Here is a 19,125-nt window from a genome sequence, read left to right on the forward strand (position 1 = left end):
CCAACATCTTCCTCAGGCGGCGTGCCCGTCACCGTTTCTGCGCGGCCCCGGTCCGGTTCCACCAGAAATCACGACTTCGACCTTCGCGCCTGTGTTATGTGCCAGAAGATTGGCCGCACTTTGCAGTTCGTGGCCGTGGTCTGGCGCCGATGCTGCAATCAATACCTTGTCCGCGAAACTCAACATACGGGCACTCGCCAGCGACCCATCGATGGCGCCAAGATCGACAACCACGGTTTCATAGGTCGACTTGATTGCTTCAAGAGCGAGCTTGAAACGTTCCGAGTTCACCATTTCGTCCGTGATCTCAACCCGGCCGGCCTCAATGATATGCGCCTTTGACCCGGCATCGCGATAGACCACCTTGGCGAAAGGCGCCGTTCCGGCGACGATGTCGGAGAACCCTTCGGCCCCCTTCAGGTTGGTCTGATCGGGAAAAACTTCCATGATGAGAGAAGACTTGCCACGTCCAGCCGCCTTCCGGATCAGGTCGAAAGCGAGTTCGTGAGACAGGGCCTCATCATCGACGCTGAGCACTACAACGCGTCCCGCCGCTTCGACATCGTCCGCGTGCGTCGTCTTGAGCTGCTCTTCCCGCTTTGCTTGCCTGCTTGTCTTGCTGGCTGAAACCACAGGAACAGGAGCGACTTCCGCGCCTGGAACCTCTGTTTCGGCTTCCTTCGAACCCCGCATGTCCCCCACCCAGTCCGGGCTTACATCGTGATCGTAGCCGGTCTTCATTTTGCGACCACGAAGCTTGCCGGACAGGATCCCGATGCGTCCCTTTGGCCGCTGTGTCTTTTCCGAGGCCTGGGGTTGGGGTTGGGGTTCCGGGGGCTGCTCAGGAACCGTTTCTTCGGTAGGTTCATCAATGCTAACGGCTGTTTCAGGGACGCTTGGTTCCGTGTCGCGAAGCGTGTCGGCTTTGCTCCACTCGCCAGGATCGATCCTGTAGCTGGCAACGGTCTGACCGTAGCCGCCGCCCCAGCCTGGGTTTTCAGCCCGCACGGTATCCTGAGGACCAGACTGCGGCCGCTCATCCATGCGCGGTGCGACGCGCGGCCCTTCAGACGAACCATCCTGCATCCGATAGAGCGCATTGCCGTTCAGAAATTCGCGCATGAGCACAAAGGCACATCCGAGAATAAAGGTGACAAGCGCAGCAATGATGGTGCTGGCAATGATTTTGGGCGAATCCGGTTCTACCGGCACGCTGGCACGGGAAATGATCCTGGCATCGGCAGGCAGAACCTGTGCACGCAAGCGGGAATCAGCTTCCTGGAAACTGAGAAGAAGCTGGTCAAGTTGCGCCGCCTTGGCATTGGCTTCGCGCTCCAGTTCCGCGAGCCTTGCCTGATCGGCGTTGGATTTTGCCGCAGCCGTCTTCAGCTCCTCAAGGCGTGCCCCTAGCGCTTTTGCGCGCTGGTCTTGCACCTTCGCATCGTTTTCCAGACCCTGCAGGATCTTGCGTGCTTCCGATCGGATTTGCCGGTCGTAATCACCAAGCTGAGATTGAAGCGCCTTCAGTTGCGGGTGGTTGGGCAACAGTGTGATTGAGAGTTCGGCAATGTTGGACTGAATTTCGACCTGACGCTCCCGCAGACGCTGAATGAGTGCGGAATTCAGTACATCGCTGGCAGTCTCAAGAGAACCGCCCGAATTCAGCAACTCTCGAATGAGGTCGGCTTTGGCCTGCGCCTCGGCCTTGGAGGATTGGGCGTCGGAGTAAGCGGTACTCGTTTCGGCAAGTTGCTGCTGGTTGAGCGGGATATTGTCGGCACCGATCAAAAGGTCGGCCCGGGCGCGAAAATCCGATACCGCCTGCCGGGCTGCCTGAACTTCCCGGCGCAATTCGACAATCTGAGGCTCCAGCGCAGCGGAGGCCTGCTCGGTCGTCTGCCGTTTTGCGCTGGATTGAACCGACAGATACTCATCAACAATCGTATTGGCGACCTTGGCCGCCAGAACCGGACTTTCGGCGGTGTAGTCAACCGCGATGACGCGGGATCCTTCCAGCCGATAGATTTCGAGGTTCTCGTAATAATGCTTGAGGACCCGCTCTTCCTCGCTATTGCCTTCGGTTTCGTTTCCGAACCCGACCAGAGACAGCAGGAGATTGACGAGGCTGCCATCGTCGTTGGCATCGAATTCCGGGATCGCAGCAAGGTTGAGCTTGTTCGCGACACGACGCGCCAGATCAGCGGACTTGAGCAGTTGAACCTGGCTGACAACACCTTCGCTGTCGAGCAGCGCTCGCTCTTCTTCCTGCCCTCGCGATGCACCGGGCAGATTGTCCGTGCTCTCGATGATGAGGCGCGCTTCGCCCTTGTATTTGGGCGCTACGAACTGGAGCCCCAGAAAGACGACAACGGTGACGAAGAGCGTGAGTGGCACAAGCCACCCCAGGGATCGACCGATCGTCCGCAACAGACCACCCAGATCCAGCGCCATATCGTCTTCGGAATGTGTCTGCCGCTCAGCATTCATCTTTTGAAACTCCAAGATACCGGCAAACTATGTCGAATTATGGTAAGCGTTCGGTTAAGCTGGTTACAGTCTCCGGGGACGCCCTGTTAATTAATGCATGCGCAAATTTGACAGGGTGCCGGACAGGTCTTTTTTCCTCTTCACCCTCAATTAACCATAAAGCGCGATCCTGTCTCCGAATTGTAGGAGAGTCGTTGATGCGAACGAGAGCGCTTGTTGTCCTGGGCTTGTGCCTGGGCCTTGCTGCATGCAGCGGGTACAGACAGCCGCCGACAGCGTTTCACGAAACACTGACCCAGCCTTATCGCCTGGACTCAAGCGATAAGCTGCGCATTATCGTGTTCGGCCAGGATGACCTGTCCAATACTTATGTCGTTGATCAAGCAGGATATATTTCCTTCCCGCTGGTCGGCAGCGTCGCTGCGCGCGGCAAGACCCAGCAAGGTCTGGCATCCGAAATTTCGGCCAAGCTGCGTCAGGGCTATATCCGCGATCCGGACGTCTCGGTGGAGGTCGATACCTATCGTCCGATCTTCGTGATGGGTGAAGTGCAAAATGCAGGCCAATATAATTACGTTGCCGGCATGACCGTTCAAAACGCCATCGCAACAGCAGGCGGATTCAGTTCGCGGGCGCTGCAGTCAGATGTGGATATCACCCGACAGCTCAACGGTGAAATTCTAAACGGCCGTGTGCCCATTTCGGACCCGGTGCGTCCCGGTGATACAATTTACGTCCGTGAGCGTTATTTTTAGGGTCCCGCCAAGTTAACTGTGGACTCACCTCCCTTTGTTAGGGTGCAGTTTCAGTGCCCCACAGGTTCGACAAGAAACCTGGGGGTAGCAACAGGGATACTGCATCATGACAACGACCCCCATGCGGATCGTGCATTGCGTGCGCTCGCCCATTGGCGGCATTTTCCGCCATATCCGGGATCTGGCCATCTGCCAGTCGGAAGCGGGACACGATGTCGGCCTCGTATGTGACAGCAACACGGGCAGTGCTTTCGACAATCGGCTTCTTGAAGAGCTGAAGCCGAGGCTAGCTCTTGGTATTGCACGCTTTCCCATGCAACGTCAGCTTACCGTACAGGATCTGACGGCAACTGTTTCCCTTTACAAGCACATCCGGGACCTGAAACCCGACATCCTGCATGGACACGGGGCAAAAGGTGGCGCCTATGCGCGCCTGATCGGCAGCGTTCTGCGCCTGCGCGGCCAGAAAGCCGCCCGTGTCTATTGCCCTCATGGCGGCAGCCTGCACTATGATCCCAATCGCTTCGAAGGCCGGGTTTACCACACGCTGGAACGGCTTCTTGGCCGCCTGACCGACGGGCTGATCTTTGTGTCCGACTACGAAGCCGCAGCCTACGAAAGCAAGGTCGGTCACACGAAAGCCCGATCGCGCATTGTCTACAACGGGCTGACACCGGACGAATTCACCCCCGTTCCGGTGGATGAAGCAGCCGCCGATTTCCTTTATATCGGAATGCTGCGAGACCTGAAGGGACCGGACCTTTTCATTGAAGCGCTTTACAACATTCGCCTGAAGAACGGCACCGCGCCCAAGGCTCACATCGTTGGTGAAGGCCCGGACGAAGAGCGGTATCGTAACATGGTGAGGAAGCTGGGGCTCGACGGCGCAATCACGTTCCATGGTGCCCTTCCCGCTCGGGAAGCCTTCAAGCTTGCCAGGAACGTCGTTGTTCCATCACGCGCCGAAGCCATGCCCTATATCATCCTGGAGACCGTGGCGGCAGAACGTCCGCTGATCGCAACACGCGTCGGCGGCATTCCGGAAATATTTGGCCGTTATGCCAATCGGCTGGTGGAACCAGGCCATATCGGCAAACTGACCACGGCCATGGAAGAAGCACTTGCAGACCCCGCCAAGATGGCACAGCAGGCAAAAAACCTGCGCAGCTGCCTTGCAGAGACTTTCTCGGTCGACCTCATGAACGACAGAATCACCACCCTCTACCAGGAAATCCAGGGCATCGCCCCGACCGATAGCTCGACACCGGCCCAAGCTGATAGTGTTTCAGCCGTGCCGCGTGCGCAGACTGTTCTTGCCAGATCGAGCAACCGATAATGAATACCCCATTTTTAAAACCCTCTGATACGGTCGAACCGAAGCCTGTTGCGGGCGGGACATCCGCTTTGGGGCACAGATTGGAAAAGCATTTCAGACATACCGTTCATGGCGCGACGGGCCAAAGCAACGTCGAGGTTCTGTCCGCCGCCAACACCAGCCTTTCGGCCGATGCCTTTGAAATTGCTCAAGGCTTAGGTGGCAAGGGCGTTTCCGTTACCGTTCTCACCGGCATGGTGCGTCTGACGGATGTACTGCTGATCGCTGGTACGGCCCTGTTCGCAGTCTTTACCAGTCCCGAAGCGGCTGGTTCCGGACTTGGCAACCTGTTTGTCACTGGCGCCGCCATCCTGTTTGCGCTCGCCTTTTTCCAGGCCGCAGACGTCTATCAGGTTCCGGTCATGCGCCAGGGTCTGTCGCAGATCGGACGCGTTGCCGCCGGCTGGACGCTCGTGTTCGCCATGTTCGCGCTTCTGCGGACTACAACAGGCATCGGCACGGAACTGTCAGATACCTGGATCGGCGCCTGGTTCGCGATAAGCCTGACCGGCCTTTGCCTGTCACGCTTCATTGTTTATCGGCTGGTGCGTCACTGGATGAAGTCCGGTCGCCTGGAACGGCGCGCGATCATCGTCGGCGGCGGCACGGCCGCCCAGGAGCTGATCCACGACCTGGAAGCCCAACCGGACAACGACATCCGCATTTGCGGTATTTTCGATGACCGGAACAACGAACGTTCGCCGCCAGTGGTGGCCGGCTATCCGAAGCTCGGCAACATCAGCGCGCTAGTTGAATTCGCCCGTCTGGCACGCATCGACATGCTCATTGTGTGCATTCCCTTGCGCGCAGAGCAAAGGGTGCTGGAGCTTTTGAAAAAACTCTGGGTTCTGCCGGTCGACATCCGGTTTTCTGCCCACACCGACAAGGTTCGCTTTCGGAACCGCGGATCGAGCTTCATCGGTACGGTCCCATTTGTCGACGTGGTCGAAAAGCCGATAGCCGATTGGGACATGGTGGCCAAGCGGATCTTCGACCTTGTCTTCGCTTCGCTCGCCATCATCACGCTGCTGCCGGTCATGATCGCCGCTGCCATCGCCGTGAAGCTGGACAGCAAGGGGCCGATCCTGTTCAGGCAGAAACGCTACGGCTTCAACAACGAGATTATCGAAGTTCTGAAATTCCGGTCCATGTACACGGAAATGGCCGATCCGGACGCCAAGAAGGTGGTGACCAAGGGCGATCCCCGCGTGACCAGGGTCGGACGCTTCATCCGCAAGACTTCGATCGATGAATTACCGCAGCTTTTCAACGTTCTCGGCGGCAGCCTGTCGCTCGTCGGACCTCGCCCGCATGCTGTAAACGCCCATACCAACAACAAGACCTGGGACGACGTCGTTGACGGTTACTTCGCGCGGCACAAGGTCAAGCCGGGCGTGACCGGCTATGCGCAGATCAACGGCTGGCGCGGTGAAGTCGATACACCGGAAAAGATCCAGAAGCGCGTGGAGTGCGATGTCTACTACATCGAGAACTGGTCGATCCTGTTCGACCTGAAAATCCTGATCCAGACGCCCTTCCGGTTGCTCAATACGGAGAACGCCTATTGAGCCTTGCGACCGACCATTTTGGCGGCACGCCTCATGCACGCGCGCCTATCGGTCTTCAGGCCAGGAGCCTGGGCAACGGCGCACTGTGGCTTGCAGCCTTTCTGTCCGGGTTCGTTATCGAGGAGCCTGCACCTTACGAACTCTACATGGCACTGCTTTCGGTCGTCTGGCTTGCCTGCGGCCTGAAACTTCGCCGTGAATTCGGTCCGCTGATCATCTGCCTGATGCTTTACATTGCAGGCGGCGTCGCTTCCATTCCCATGGCCAAGGAGATGGGCGATGCCATCATGTACATCGCCGTTTCCGGCTTTCTGGCAATCACTGCAATCTTCTATGCTGCGATTATCGCGGAAGACCCCGGCAGGTTCAGGGTCATCCAGAGCGGCTATATCGCAAGCGCCGTGCTTGTGGCTGCCATAGGCGTTGCCGGTTACTTTCAGCTTTTCCCCGGCGCGTCCTATTTCACGCTCTACGATCGAGCTCGTGGCACTTTCCAGGACCCCAACGTGTTCGGTCCGTTCCTTGTGCTGCCGACGGTGCTTCTGATCCAGAAGCTGCTCCGGCAATCGGTGCTGCGTAACCTGCACCTATTGGTACCGCTTGCCATCCTGCTGCTCGGTGTCTTCCTGAGTTTTTCACGTGGCGCCTGGGGTGTGCTGTCTGCATCGGTGCTGCTGGTCTATTTCCTGGCGCTCGTCACCGAAAAGGCCGCTGCCCGCCGGGCGCGCCTGGTGCTGCTCGGCGTAATCGGCATTCTTGCGGTCTTCGCGCTGATCGGCGCGGCACTTTCGGTCGATACGGTCGCCGACATGTTCGCAGAACGGGCAAAGCTCGTACAAGCCTACGACGGCGCCCGCCTTGGCCGTTTCGCCCGCTACTCGCTCGGCTTTCAGCTGGTGATGGAACACCCGCTCGGGCTCGGCCCGCTGGAGTTCAACAAGTATTTCCCTGAAGACGAACACAACGTTTATCTGAAAGGCTACACGACCTACGGCTGGCTCGGCGGCTCGATCTACATTCTGATGGCGCTATGGACGTTCTGCGCGCTGGTGCCGCTCCTGTTCAAAGCCCGCCCGTGGACCGCCTTTACCCAATCCGTCTTCGCGGTGTTTACCGCGCATCTTATCCTGTCGGTGATCATCGACACCGACCACTGGCGGCACATGTATATGCTGTACGGTCTGGCCTGGGGCCTGATTGCCGCTGAAAAGCTCGGGCATGGCTGCCCTGCACGACCGGTTCCCGCCTTCCCCTACCGCAAGTAACAGATGTCTGGAAAAGCCTCCAAAGAAGCGCAACAACCTGCTTGCGCTTGGCATGCGAACAAGCTAGGTAGGGTCCGTTCGGGCAGTAGCGCAGCCTGGTAGCGCACTTCACTGGGGGTGAAGGGGTCGTCGGTTCAAATCCGGCCTGCCCGACCAACACAAACTTCCCCAAATATTTTGCAGATTTTGAACGAGTATGCGGCTGGAACTCCATCCAGCGCCGCATTGCGTTTGCCGTTCAGCATTCCAACGTTTCACCCAGAAGTATCACAGTCTGCCGTTTTCGCTTCCCGCAGTTGCTTGCCGTCGGATGCACGCTATGCGTAAACTTACCTACCGTGACAACGTATGGCAGCTTGCGGCCACGGCACGGAACTGGCACCTGATTATGCTGTATTCCGAGTAATCATAGCTACCAATGCGTATTCGAATATTCCGAGTATTTTTTTGATGAGAATAGCGACAAAATTTTCGAGAAAGTCGTCTGATGATTTTTACTATTGCTACAGCGTCCTCGCGCGTAATCTGTGTTCTTCGTTCAAAACCATTCCAACGACAGACATCTATTTTCTGAATTCCAACCGCGAGCGGAGCTTGCAGCGCGAAGGTGTCAATTCGTTTTCCACCCGTGATGCCGTTGTCGTCTGCCGTCGTGATCATCCGGGCGTCATCGAGCGTCTTTTGAATGAAAAGACAAAACGGCTCTATTACGTGATCGATGACAATTTATGGGCAGCCGACCACGATGTGTCACTGCCTGAAATTTACCGGCAACGTTTGCTGAGCCTTCGCAATGGACAGCACAACAAGCTGGCAACTGCAGCCGACACGATTGTTGTCCCTTCGCCTGCCTTGTTCGAGGTCTACGAGCAACAAGGATTTCAGGTCAAAATGCTCGATCCGTTTTGGTCAGAAGCACTTTCGACGGACTGGTGTTTTCAAGACCTGCCGGCAGATGCACCGCTCAGGATCGGCTACCTAGGAACTGCCAGCCACGCCGCCGATCGAAAATTCGTCCTTGAGGTATTTGAAAACCTGTTGGCGACAGGCGCAAATGTCGAACTGACAATCGTTGGAGATCACGATGTACCGCCGCAGCTATCAACGCACCCCAAGCTACGGGTTTTGAGGCACCTCGACTGGTATTTCTATCGCAAGCGCCTTTTCAAACACAGGTTTGACGTTCTTCTCTACCCGGTAATACCTTCGAGCTTCAACGATGCCCGATCCGCGAACAAGCTGGCAGAACATGCTGTTTGTGGAGGCGTTGGTGTGTACAGCGACAGCTGGGCCTATGCTGACTTCGTTCGTGTCAACCGCGTGGGCCTGGTCTGGAAAAACAGCGTTCGAACCTGGGTGGACAACCTGCTGTCGCTATCGATTGAACGGAACTTTCAAGACCTCGTCGGATCGCTCACACCCGTTCATGAGCGCAATGAAATTGCCGGAAGAGAACAGAAAGCCTTCTGGTCGGCGTGTTTGGATAATTCAACGAGAACTTCCTTAAGTGAGGATACCGCTTTGGTATCGACATGAAACAAAGTGATTAATTCGCGATCCTTTCCACTATAGTTTTACAGTAGTCCCTGATATTCGAGCCTCGATCTCTGTACCGTCGCCCAATTTTTCCAACGGAATGGAGAACGCTCTCGCCCTAATTTCTTCGGGAAGATCTACCTTGAAATGGCTGGATGTCCCTGCCCCGATTATCTCGCCTCCAGAGCGAATCTCGATCGAACATGCAAAATCACCAGGAAGCCTTCGGGCCCAACCTTGAGCTACCCCGTCAATAACTCCGAAAAATTGACCTTCGTACCGGACCCGAGAACTCTGCAAATAAAGCTCTGGCCCGTTTTCAATTACAGCAAGCGCCTCAGTCCTTAAACCTTCATCGAGTTTAATTCCACAAAACTTGGCAAGTTTCTCTACAAGACAATCAGGGTCCGATAGAGCTTTTTCATAGCTAATTACAAGTATCGGCACTTCGATTGACTCGACGAAGTGTACGAGATCCAACGTCCGTTCAGCCGCTCTTTTCAGTTGCTCCAGAAAGTCGGTATGCATGGAGATTTCGTTGCGTTTTGCAATCGATGCAGGATCTCTCAGTATTACAATCAGGCGAGGGTTCCTGAATTTGTTCAACTTCTGCGCAAGCAGACCAAACGCTTCGGGCCGCTTGAACCCCCATACCTTGTGCTCTTTATTGTAGTTCTCAATAATTTGATCGAAACGAACCCAGTCGCCAGCTTCCAAAGCATTTGACAATACAGTGTCTTCAAAAACAGCCGGATCTGCTTTCTCACCAAGAAAAATGCCGAACTGTCGCAAAACAGCTCCAATAAGAGAAGTGCCACTGCGGGCCACACCAACGCAGATTAGCGTTGCGTACTCATCCGAGTGTGACTGAGAACCATTTAAAACAGTAAACCCGTCATTCTTTAGATTGCTCTCTTCACCTCTCACAAACACCCTCCAGAAGAACTATGTAATTATTCATATTTATACTGAAAATACGCATTATGATGCGAGAAGTTTTCATTATAATAAGGGTCCCGTTGCATGATATCACCCCAGCGCTGCCTCATGGTCATCGACTCATGCTCGAACCTTGCTATTTTCTCCGGTGAAGTATCTTGGCCACGCGAGACAGACTCATGATGAAATAATTGGGCATATGGAGTGTATACATTCTTTAACCCAAAATCTCTTGATAGCCTTAAGCAAAAATCAACGTCGTTATACGCAACCTTTAGATCTTTATCGTCCAGACCTCCACATTTTAGGTATTTATCCTTTTCAACTACCATGCAAGCGGCAGTAACTGCGAGAAAATATTGTGGAAGTTGTAACCTGTGCTGGTAGCCGATATCGCCGCCTTGATAAAATTGAAAAGCGTGATTTGCGATACCTCCCACACCCACGATCACACCAGCATGTTGAACCAAACCGTTGGCATATAGGAGTTTCGCCCCAACAGCCCCGATATGAGGCAGTACCGCATAGGACACCATCTCCCGAAGCCATTCAGAAGAAATAACTTGAGTGTCATTGTTCAAGAGCACAACAACTGAACCTGAAGCATGCTCAACGGCAAAATTATTCATGGCTGAATAATTAAATTCACCAGAATATGGCAATACAGTTACAGGGTGTTTTTCTGTTATTTCAGCCAGATATTCTTTTAACTCCACTTCCACACTGTCATTGTCCACGATGATAACGTCAAAACTTGGATAGTCTGTTTTATCAAACAGACTGAAGACACAGGCCTTTACAAATTCTGTGCAGTCACGGGTTGGAATAATGATGGTTACGTGCGGAACAGGGCTTGGGAGCTCCCTAACGATCCTGTTGCACGCTGAAGGGCCATTCGTTACCGATACCGGCGCGTCCGGGTAATTGTCCTTAAAGTATTCACGCACGGCGCGCTGACGCGCTTCTATGGCTTGCTGGATCCAGCGATCGGAAAAAGATCCCGAACCGGAGAAGCATCGCCAATGGTAGAGAATTTTCGGAATATGACGAATATTTTTCTCGTCAATCCGAGCAACCACCCGGAGTGCTAGATCATGATCCTGACTTCCCTCGAAACCTGGTCGAAACCCTCCGACATCCCTGACGATTGAAGCCCTGTATACGCTGAGGTGATTGATGTAGTTCTGGGTTAGAAAAAGTTCCAGATTCCAGTCCGGCTTGAAGTGTGGATCGGTAAGCCAGCCCTCCTTCCGAATTTTATCTTCATCCGAGTAGATGAAATCTGCCTCAGGATATTGCCGAATTTCTCTGGCAACATAATAAAGGGCATGAACTGGTAGCAGGTCATCGTGGTCCATAAACGCAATGTAAGGACCGGTCGCAATATCTATGGCAGAGTTTGAAGCTCTGCAGATATGTCCGTTTTCGCTCCGGTAAACGACCTTGATGCGCCCATCACTTTCTTCAAATTCCTTGAGAGCCTCTTGAACGGCTGGATCCGTTGAGCAGTCGTCAGCAATGCACAACTCCCAATGCGGATATATCTGCTTCTTCACGGATTGGATGGCATCTCGCAGCTGAGCCAGATCTGTATTATAGACCGGCATTGCAATTGAGATTACTGGAGGACTATGCCAACCGGCAACTTCCTGCAGCATCTCTTCTCGTTCTGATATAGACGGGTTTGCTTGTGCAAAGCAGATATGTGGTCCGACACGAAGATTCTTGCCTTGAATACTTGTAGCGCTGAAAACCAGTCGGAATCGGTTTCGGGAACGCTGCCTTTTACCAACGACGTACCACCAGCAAGCAGCTACAAATATTCGTGGCGAGAGAAAAGCTTCGTATAGCCTTCGACAGAATTTATTAGCTTGTAAATCAAATAGATTGTTATTAGACAAGTTTTTCAATTTTCCTCCGCACGGAAATATTAATTTATGCGTTAGAGTGCCCAGAGACTATTTTTCCCAAGTATTTCCCATATCCACTGCTGGAATATTCTTCACTCAGCCGTTCCAGATCATTCACAGTAATCCAACCGTTCTTGAACGCAATTTCTTCCGGAACGGCGATGCGGTGGCCCTGTCTTTTCTCGATGGCCTGCACGAAGGTCGCGGATTCTATGAGACTGTCGTGTGTCCCCATGTCGAACCAGGCAAATCCCCGCCCCAGCTGTTCAACATGCAGGTCTCCGCGCTCAAGATACCGGGCGTTCACATCCGTGATTTCAAGTTCACCGCGCGCACTCGGACGGATATCCGAGGCGATAGCGGCGACGTCCTTGTCGTAGAAGTAAAGCCCTGTCACCGCCCAGGAAGACCGCGGCGATTTCGGCTTTTCTTCCACTGAAGCGGGCTTCCCCGACGCGTCGAACGAGATGACGCCATATCGTTCCGGCTCCGCCACCTCGTATCCGAGCAGGGTCGCTCCGGACTTGCGCGCTGAAGCTCTCGCAAGAATTTCCGTCAGACCATGTCCGTAATAAAGGTTGTCTCCCAGGATCAGCGCACATTCCTGTCCAGCAAGGAACTCCTCTCCGATCAGGAACGCCTGCGCGATGCCGGCCGGTTCAGGTTGAACTGCATAGCTGATATTGATGCCCCATCGCGCGCCGTCTTCCAGAAGGCTCTGAAAAGCCATGGCATCGCGTGGTGTTGTGATGATCAGGAGATCTCTTATCCCGGCAAGCATCAGAACACTCAACGGATAGTAGATCATCGGCTTGTCGTAGACAGGCAGCAATTGCTTGGAAATACACCTTGTTACCGGGAAGAGACGCGTTCCGCTTCCGCCCGCCAGCACGATGCCTTTCATTGTCCAACTCCAATTCCAATTGCTTGCCCGCAAGATATCAGGCGTTTAGATACAGGCGGTCAAGCATGTCGGACAGTGCCAATGGCCAGTCCCTGGCGGAAAGGCCGTGGACACGTGACAGTTTAGAGCAGTCAAGCGCCGAGTTCGCCGGCCGATTTGAAAGCGTTGGAAATTCCGACGCCGGAATGCCAATCAGCTCCGGCTGTTTGCATAAACGTTCCCCGGCCAGTTCGAATATCTTGGATGCAAACCCATGCCAGCTCACCTGCCCCTGTCCGGCACAATGAAATGTTCCGTATCCACCCTTCGGAAAATCGCCCTTCAGGACCTGCACGGATAGCTGCAATGCGATTTCAGCCAGGTCGGCGGCATATGTCGGGCATCCTGTCTGGTCGGTGACCACCCGAATTTCATCCTTCTCCCGTGCGAGCCTCAGCATCGTCCGAACAAAGTTCGCACCATGCACGCCGTATACCCAGGACGTGCGCAGGATCAGGTGACGTTCTGAGACTGTGCGGACGGCAGCCTCCCCGGCCTCCTTGCTTTCGCCATATACGCCTAACGGGCCGACTGTATCTTCTTCCACATAAGGCTGCGGCTTTGCCCCGTCGAACACGTAGTCTGTGGAGAAATGTATCAAGACGGCACCGCGCCGTTCGGCCACTTCCGCAAGATTGCGCGCTCCGTCGCGGTTGACCGCAAAGGCGGCCTGCCGGTCGGTCTCGGCACGGTCAACGGCAGTGTATGCAGCCGCATTGATGATCAGGTCGGGCGCCAAGTTCTGGACGACTTCCGCCACGGTTCCGCGATCGGTTATGTTGAGTGTCGATCTGTCGAGAGCCACAACATCAAGAGCCAGCGCCCGGGCTTGCCGAATGACTTCATAACCGAGTTGACCGTTCGCTCCCGTTAGCAGAATACGGGTCATGGAACACCGGCAGATGCACTTGAAAAACCATTTGCACCCAGTCCCAGCCTGTCCCCTCTATATTGACCGCTACGGATCGCCTCCCACCAGCTGCGATTGGCAAGGTACCAGTCCAACGTCTGGCGCAACCCGCTTTCGAAGGAATAACTGGGTCGCCAGTCGAGTTCGGCAGCGATCCGCGAAATGTCCATCGCATAGCGCGCATCGTGGCCAGGACGGTCTGTCACGAACGCGATCAATTCTCGGCGGGGTTTTCCTCCTGGCGCCGTTTCATCCAGCAGATCGCAGATCAGATGGACTACATCGATGTTTCGACGCTCTGCGTCACCGCCGATATTGTAAACTTGGCCCGGTGTGCCGCGCATCAAGACCAGCCACAACGCATCCGCATGATCTTCGACATGCAGCCAGTCACGGATATTTGCTCCCGCGCCATAGACCGGCAGAGGCTTTTCCTCCAGGCCGTTCAGGATCATCAACGGGATCAGTTTTTCCGGAAACTGGTAAGGCCCGTAATTGTTGGAACAATTGGTGGTGACCACCGGCAACCCATACGTATGGTGCCAAGCCCTGACCAAGTGATCCGACGCCGCCTTTGATGCGGAATAAGGAGAATTCGGCGCGTATGCGGTCGTTTCCTTGAAGGCCCCTGTCGGACCGAGACTGCCATAGACTTCATCGGTGGACACATGATGAAAGCGAAAGGCTTCCTGTCGAGACACTGGCAAGCCGGACCAATACCCCCTCACCGCCTCCAGTAAGGTGTAAGTGCCCACGATATTTGTATCGATAAAGGCAGCCGGGCCATCAATCGACCGGTCGACGTGACTTTCAGCCGCCAGATGCATGACAGCGTCGGGTGCCTCTGCCTCCAGCAGACTGGCCATTGCTTCCCTGTCCCGGATGTCTGCCGGCACGAACCGGTGGCGGCGTTCTTCCATGACCGGCGCCAGTGACGCGAGGTTACCGGCATATGTCAGGGCATCCACGGTGACGACTTCTGCCAGGCCTTGCGACACCAGCTTTCGCACGACCGCCGAACCGATAAAGCCGGCGCCCCCTGTGACAAGAACCTTCATCGTTCTCTGGCCTCCGGGTACGTGAAACAGCTGGCGGCATCGGCAAGGCGTGGGAGTTTCTGATCCTTTTGAGACAGGACGGCATCGGCTTCGGGTATTCGCCAATCAATGTCCAGATCGGGATCGTTCCACACGATGCCCCGGTCATGCTCCGGAGCATAATAATGCGAGACCTTGTAGAGAACCTCCGTGTGCGCCTCCAGGGTCACCAGCCCGTGGGCAAATCCGATCGGAACCAGGATCTGATCGCCGTTTTCCGCGGAAATGACGGACGAGACGTGTTTGCCGTAAGTCGGAGACCCTTGTCGCAGATCCACAGCGATATCCAGTATCGCTCCGCGCACGACACGCACCAGCTTGTCCTGCGCGAACGGCGGCGTCTGGTAATGCAGACCGCGGACGGTTCCCTTTTCCGCAGAGTAGGCTTGATTGTCCTGGACGAAATCGATGTCTATTCCGGCGTCGGAAAGAAGCGCTTTGTTGTAGGTTTCGGAGAAGAAACCACGGCTGTCACCATGCCTCTTCGGCCGGAGAATCTTGACCTCGGGAATGTCCAGTTCAATTACTTCGAGCATGAATCCGTTTCGGGTCTCGCGGTCACGTTTCGTGGCAAGCCCCGCTTCAAGGCAGGTCTTGCCGCGAATCTGTATAAGATTTTCAGGTTCCTTCAAGGGCGAAGGAACCACAATCCGACCTCGTTTCCCAAAACGGCATCGTGTCCGTTTACTGGAGTACCCTCACCTTACAACAGCCGATCGCGGCAGATCGGAGAGGATTTCCGCGCCGTCTTTCCGCAAGATGACGATTTCCTCCAGACGCAGGCCGAATTGGCCGGGGAGATAGATGCCGGGTTCGATCGAGAACACCATGCCCTCGTCCAGTACGGTTTCGGAGGTCGCCGTCAGATATGGCGGTTCATGTATGTCTATTCCGAGGCCATGGCCGGTCCGGTGTGTGAAAAAGTCACCATAGCCCGCATCTGCAATGACATCCCGAGCCGCCTTGTCGATTGATTTTGCCAAGACCCCAGGCTTTGCAGCGGCAAGCGCTGCTTCCACAGCCTTGTTGACGATGGCGTGGACCTTCTCAAATTCCGCCGTAGGCGTTCCGAAGAAGCCAACACGGGTCATGTCGGACGGGTAGCCCTCGAGACGTCCACCGGTGTCGATCAGCACGGCATCCCCGGCTTTCAGCTGTGTTTCGCCGGTGTGATGGTGCGGAAAAGCGCCGTTTCCACCGAAACAGACCGAGGTGAACACCGGGGTCGCGCCTGCCTGCTTGTAAACGTCCCGGATGACGGCAGCGATCTCAAGTTCCGTGATGCCGGGTGTCAGGGCGTCGAAGCCCGCCATGGCGGCAGTGTCGTTCAGAACGGCACTGGCTTTAAGACGGCGGTATTCGTCCTCTTCCTTTCGAGCGCGCAGGAAGCCGACCGTGTCATCCGTAAACCGGCGAGAAGCCCCCGGAAGCGCGTCCAGCAACAGAAGGGCAAAATCGGCACGCATGGTTTCGTCGATGACGACACTTGGCGATTGAGGAAGTCCGGAGGCTTCCAGCAATGTGGCAAGCGCGGCGTCCGGTCCGTCGTCGTCACGCCAGGGGAAGAAGGGCAAGTGCGTCTTTTGGCGCGAGCTGTCGACATTGAGCGCCGGCATCAGAAAGCCCGCATGGCTCCTGGAAACCAGAAGCATCACCGGCCGTTCGTCGCCATGGGGGTCGAGACCAGCCAGATACATCATGTGACTGGACGGACCGATGGCCACAAGGTCGGTCCCGGTCGCAGACATCCGCTCGCGCAAAGCGGCAAGGCGCTGATCGGAAAGGGAAGACATTTCAGGAAACTCCGGAGGGGTTGGTCAGTCAGTGTGCTGTGTCAGCAAACAAAAAAGCCGCCCCGGAAACCGGGACGGCCTGGTTTCTGGCGTCAGTTTTTCGTTACCAGACGATAGTAGACGAAGTCGGACGTCGCACCGTTGACGTAACCTTCGACCTTCTGGTCCATCGCGACCTGATAGGCCGCCTGGAACATGATCACGATCGGCGACTTGGCCTGAACTTCCTTCTGCAGTTCGACATACATCCCGTTGCGTTTTTCCGCATCGCTCTCGGCCAAGGCAGCCTTGGTCATGTCGTTCATCTCAGCCGGAACAGCCCAGGCATTCCGCCACGTGGTGGTTGCCTGGTAGTTGTCGTCGGAGTTGTCGCTGTTATAGGCAAAGGCCTTCGCGTTGGAGTGCGGGTCCATGAAGTCCGGGCCCCAATAGAGCAACATCGCTTCATGGCTGCGCTCGCGGTACTTGGTGATAACCTGCGAACCGGTGCCCGGGATGATGTCGAAATTGATGCCGGCTTCGGCAAAGCTTGCCTGCAGCGACTGGGCCATGTCCGTGAACGGGGTGGAGTTGATCACGTCGAGGGTCACGGTGATCGGCGTTTCGATGCCGGCATCCGCCAGGATCTGCTTGGCCTTTTCCGGGTCGTAGGTGTAAGGCGTCTCGTCATAGGATCCAGGAAAACCCTTCGGCCAGAAAGCCTGATGGATTTCCATCTGGCCCTTCAGGAAGCTGTCGGTCATGCCCTTGTAGTTGACGAGGTAACGCGCCGCGTCCCACACCGCTTCAGGCTGCAGCACGTCCTTCTTCTGGTTGAAGGACAGGAAGTGGACGGCTGCCTGCGGATAGGTTTCCACCTTGATGGTGTCGCCTTCCATGCCGGCGATCTGGTCCGGCGTCAGATTGCGGGCCATGTCGACATCACCGGACTGCAGCAGCAGCTGCTGGGTTGCAGCTTCGGCCACGTGACGGATGATCACGCCTTCAACCTTCGGTGCGCCCTTGAAGTAGTCGGCGTTGGACTTGTAACGCACCAGTTCGCCGGCGCGGTAGGTTTGCAGTTCGAATGGACCGGAACCGGCGGAATTGGCATTGAGCCACTTGTTGCCCATGTCGCCATCTTCCTCATGCTCCATCACCGTCTTTTCGTCGACGATGGAAGCCGGACGGGCAGCCAGGACGTTGAGGGCGAACGCCGGAGAGAAGTCACCTTCGTATTTCACTACGACCTTGTTGCCGTCGGCCGTGACCATGTCCTCGATGTTTTCCGCCGTCCAGCCAAGCTGGGCAAGGATGAAGGCCGGGGTGAGGTTCAGCTTGATGACACGGGCAAAGGAGAACACCACGTCTTCAGCGCGAACCGGATTGCCGGAATGGAACGTCGCACCATCGCGCAGGGTGAAGGTGATGGTCTTGGCATCAGCGTCAGCCTGCCATTCGGCAGCAAGGCCCGGCGCCAGAACTGTCGGGTCTTCGGCGTCATATTGCACAAGGCGGTCGTAGACATTGGTCACGAGCTCGCCAGAGGAAAACTCGTAAGCCTGGGCAGGATCGATCGCGACGATATCGTCGATGTTCTGCGCCACCACCAGAATGTTGTCCGGTGTCGCGGCACCGGCAGGCATTGCCATCGGCATTGCCAGGGCGGCCGCCAGAAGCGCGGTCCTTAAAAGTTTCATTTCTTCGTCTCCGTCTGTCAGGGGGTTAGGATTTGTTCTTGTTTTTGGCGCGGCTCGGCTTCACCGCGCTCTTGTCAGGCGACACCAGCTCGATGCGGCTGGTTTTCTCGTCGCCGGCATTGAAAATCGTGAGGGTGCCGGTCCACAGAATCTTTGCCGGCGCATCGTTCGGGTTTGACCAGGCATGCGGGGTGTTGCCCCGATAATGCAGGCTGTCGCCAGCTGTCATCACCATCGCCTCGCCGTCGAGGTACTGGGTGATGGACCCTTCCAGGATGTAGATCAGCTCCTCGCCCTCGTGGCTCACCGTTTCCGAGGCATATCCCGGCGGCACGGTGAGAATGAACGAGGAAAGCTGATTGCCTGGAAACTCGGTTGCCAGCCGCTCATAGCTTACGGCGGAACCGGAAATGGAGAAATTGGGCCGCGTGGCGGCACGGGTCAGTGCATCCTGAGCCCGTGGCTGGGCCACGAAATAATCCAGCCCGACGCCGAGTGCCCGGGCAATTCCCGCCAGAGATCCGAGTGTCGGTGTCGCGTGATCGCGCTCGACCTGACTGAGATACCCGACCGAGAGGTTCGAAGCATCGCTCAGCTGTTGCAGGGTGAACCCCAGCTGCCGGCGCCGCGCACGGATCAGCGCGCCAACCTTTGTATCGACATCGGAAGCGGCACGTGCTGTCGAACTGCTCAAAGATTTTTACTCCCATCAAAATTTTTTTGATGTAACCAGATTTTTTTGTATGCTCCAAGAACTTTTTTAGACACCTTTGAAAAAAGCGCCTTACCAGCGCTTTCTGAAAGCTGTTTAAAAACAACAACCTGAAGACTCAAATTCAGAAAATGAGTCATATGAGTGTGGAGAACG

General features: G+C 55.7%; 15 protein-coding genes and 1 tRNA gene. 6 read left to right on the forward strand and 10 right to left on the reverse strand.

Annotated elements, in window-relative coordinates:
- Window positions 1–12: 12 nt before the first annotated feature.
- Window positions 13–2,487: an exopolysaccharide transport family protein gene (locus tag HEP89_RS25315; protein WP_168693317.1), complete on the reverse strand. Its 2,475-nt coding sequence runs from the start codon at window positions 2,485–2,487 to the stop codon at window positions 13–15.
- A gap of 197 nt (window positions 2,488–2,684) precedes the next feature.
- On the opposite strand from HEP89_RS25315, the gene HEP89_RS25320 reads away from it, so the two are divergent.
- From HEP89_RS25320 to HEP89_RS25345, 6 genes are all read left to right on the forward strand, one after another.
- Window positions 2,685–3,242, forward strand: a complete 558-nt coding sequence (locus tag HEP89_RS25320; RefSeq protein WP_023003844.1) for a polysaccharide biosynthesis/export family protein — start codon at window positions 2,685–2,687, stop codon at window positions 3,240–3,242.
- Between the two features lie 106 nt (window positions 3,243–3,348).
- Complete coding sequence (locus HEP89_RS25325; protein ID WP_228866016.1) at window positions 3,349–4,578, forward strand: glycosyltransferase; 1,230 nt, start codon at window positions 3,349–3,351, stop codon at window positions 4,576–4,578.
- Window positions 4,578–6,185 (forward strand): undecaprenyl-phosphate glucose phosphotransferase, encoded by a 1,608-nt coding sequence (locus HEP89_RS25330; RefSeq protein ID WP_168693318.1) that lies wholly within the window; start codon window positions 4,578–4,580, stop codon window positions 6,183–6,185. The genes HEP89_RS25325 and HEP89_RS25330 overlap by 1 nt, the downstream gene beginning before the upstream one ends.
- Window positions 6,182–7,450 (forward strand): O-antigen ligase family protein, encoded by a 1,269-nt coding sequence (locus tag HEP89_RS25335; protein WP_077290171.1) that lies wholly within the window; start codon window positions 6,182–6,184, stop codon window positions 7,448–7,450. Before HEP89_RS25330 ends, HEP89_RS25335 begins: the two co-directional genes overlap by 4 nt.
- Before the next feature lie 79 nt (window positions 7,451–7,529).
- A tRNA-Pro gene (locus HEP89_RS25340) sits at window positions 7,530–7,606 on the forward strand.
- 192 nt (window positions 7,607–7,798) lie between these two features.
- Window positions 7,799–8,986 (forward strand): glycosyltransferase family 4 protein, encoded by a 1,188-nt coding sequence (locus HEP89_RS25345; protein WP_168693319.1) that lies wholly within the window; start codon window positions 7,799–7,801, stop codon window positions 8,984–8,986.
- Between the two features lie 30 nt (window positions 8,987–9,016).
- Here HEP89_RS25345 and HEP89_RS25350 read toward each other — a convergent pair whose 3' ends face one another.
- From HEP89_RS25350 to HEP89_RS25390, 9 genes are all read right to left on the reverse strand, one after another.
- Window positions 9,017–9,913: a hypothetical protein gene (locus HEP89_RS25350; protein WP_077290244.1), complete on the reverse strand. Its 897-nt coding sequence runs from the start codon at window positions 9,911–9,913 to the stop codon at window positions 9,017–9,019.
- Window positions 9,914–9,939: 26 nt separating this feature from the next.
- On the reverse strand, window positions 9,940–11,835 hold the full coding sequence (locus tag HEP89_RS25355; RefSeq protein WP_168693320.1) for a glycosyltransferase: 1,896 nt from the start codon (window positions 11,833–11,835) through the stop codon (window positions 9,940–9,942).
- Between the two features lie 25 nt (window positions 11,836–11,860).
- Entirely contained in the window at window positions 11,861–12,739 is an 879-nt protein-coding gene (gene rfbA / locus HEP89_RS25360; protein ID WP_168693321.1) for a glucose-1-phosphate thymidylyltransferase RfbA, read from the reverse strand.
- Window positions 12,740–12,776: 37 nt separating this feature from the next.
- A complete protein-coding gene (gene rfbD, locus HEP89_RS25365; protein ID WP_168693322.1) occupies window positions 12,777–13,667 on the reverse strand; it encodes a dTDP-4-dehydrorhamnose reductase in 891 nt (296 codons plus the stop codon).
- Window positions 13,664–14,746 (reverse strand): dTDP-glucose 4,6-dehydratase, encoded by a 1,083-nt coding sequence (gene rfbB / locus HEP89_RS25370; protein ID WP_168693323.1) that lies wholly within the window; start codon window positions 14,744–14,746, stop codon window positions 13,664–13,666. Before rfbB ends, rfbD begins: the two co-directional genes overlap by 4 nt.
- On the reverse strand, window positions 14,743–15,321 hold the full coding sequence (gene rfbC, locus HEP89_RS25375) for a dTDP-4-dehydrorhamnose 3,5-epimerase (protein WP_168693324.1): 579 nt from the start codon (window positions 15,319–15,321) through the stop codon (window positions 14,743–14,745). Before rfbC ends, rfbB begins: the two co-directional genes overlap by 4 nt.
- A gap of 162 nt (window positions 15,322–15,483) precedes the next feature.
- On the reverse strand, window positions 15,484–16,578 hold the full coding sequence (locus tag HEP89_RS25380) for a M24 family metallopeptidase (protein ID WP_075281482.1): 1,095 nt from the start codon (window positions 16,576–16,578) through the stop codon (window positions 15,484–15,486).
- Window positions 16,579–16,670: 92 nt separating this feature from the next.
- Window positions 16,671–18,257, reverse strand: coding sequence for an ABC transporter substrate-binding protein (locus tag HEP89_RS25385; protein ID WP_168693325.1), 1,587 nt, complete (start codon window positions 18,255–18,257; stop codon window positions 16,671–16,673).
- Window positions 18,258–18,282: 25 nt separating this feature from the next.
- Window positions 18,283–18,951 (reverse strand): cupin domain-containing protein, encoded by a 669-nt coding sequence (locus tag HEP89_RS25390; protein WP_023003831.1) that lies wholly within the window; start codon window positions 18,949–18,951, stop codon window positions 18,283–18,285.
- Window positions 18,952–19,125: the final 174 nt, after the last annotated feature.

The sequence above is a fragment of the Labrenzia sp. 5N genome, assembly GCF_012395805.1.
Taxonomy (GTDB): Bacteria; Pseudomonadota; Alphaproteobacteria; order Rhizobiales; family Stappiaceae; genus Roseibium; species Roseibium algicola.

Excerpts from the sequence above, each read along its gene's own strand:
- HEP89_RS25315 (WP_168693317.1), bottom strand. The coding sequence starts at position 2,487 with ATGAATGCTGAGCGGCAGACACATTCCGAAGACGATATGGCGCTGGAT.
- HEP89_RS25320 (WP_023003844.1), top strand. The coding sequence starts at position 2,685 with ATGCGAACGAGAGCGCTTGTTGTCCTGGGCTTGTGCCTGGGCCTTGCT.
- HEP89_RS25325 (WP_228866016.1), top strand. The coding sequence starts at position 3,349 with ATGACAACGACCCCCATGCGGATCGTGCATTGCGTGCGCTCGCCCATT.
- HEP89_RS25330 (WP_168693318.1), top strand. The coding sequence starts at position 4,578 with ATGAATACCCCATTTTTAAAACCCTCTGATACGGTCGAACCGAAGCCT.
- HEP89_RS25345 (WP_168693319.1), top strand. The coding sequence starts at position 7,799 with ATGGCAGCTTGCGGCCACGGCACGGAACTGGCACCTGATTATGCTGTA.
- rfbA (WP_168693321.1), bottom strand. The coding sequence starts at position 12,739 with ATGAAAGGCATCGTGCTGGCGGGCGGAAGCGGAACGCGTCTCTTCCCG.
- rfbD (WP_168693322.1), bottom strand. The coding sequence starts at position 13,667 with ATGACCCGTATTCTGCTAACGGGAGCGAACGGTCAACTCGGTTATGAA.
- rfbB (WP_168693323.1), bottom strand. The coding sequence starts at position 14,746 with ATGAAGGTTCTTGTCACAGGGGGCGCCGGCTTTATCGGTTCGGCGGTC.
- rfbC (WP_168693324.1), bottom strand. The coding sequence starts at position 15,321 with ATGCTCGAAGTAATTGAACTGGACATTCCCGAGGTCAAGATTCTCCGG.
- HEP89_RS25380 (WP_075281482.1), bottom strand. The coding sequence starts at position 16,578 with ATGTCTTCCCTTTCCGATCAGCGCCTTGCCGCTTTGCGCGAGCGGATG.
- HEP89_RS25385 (WP_168693325.1), bottom strand. The coding sequence starts at position 18,257 with ATGAAACTTTTAAGGACCGCGCTTCTGGCGGCCGCCCTGGCAATGCCG.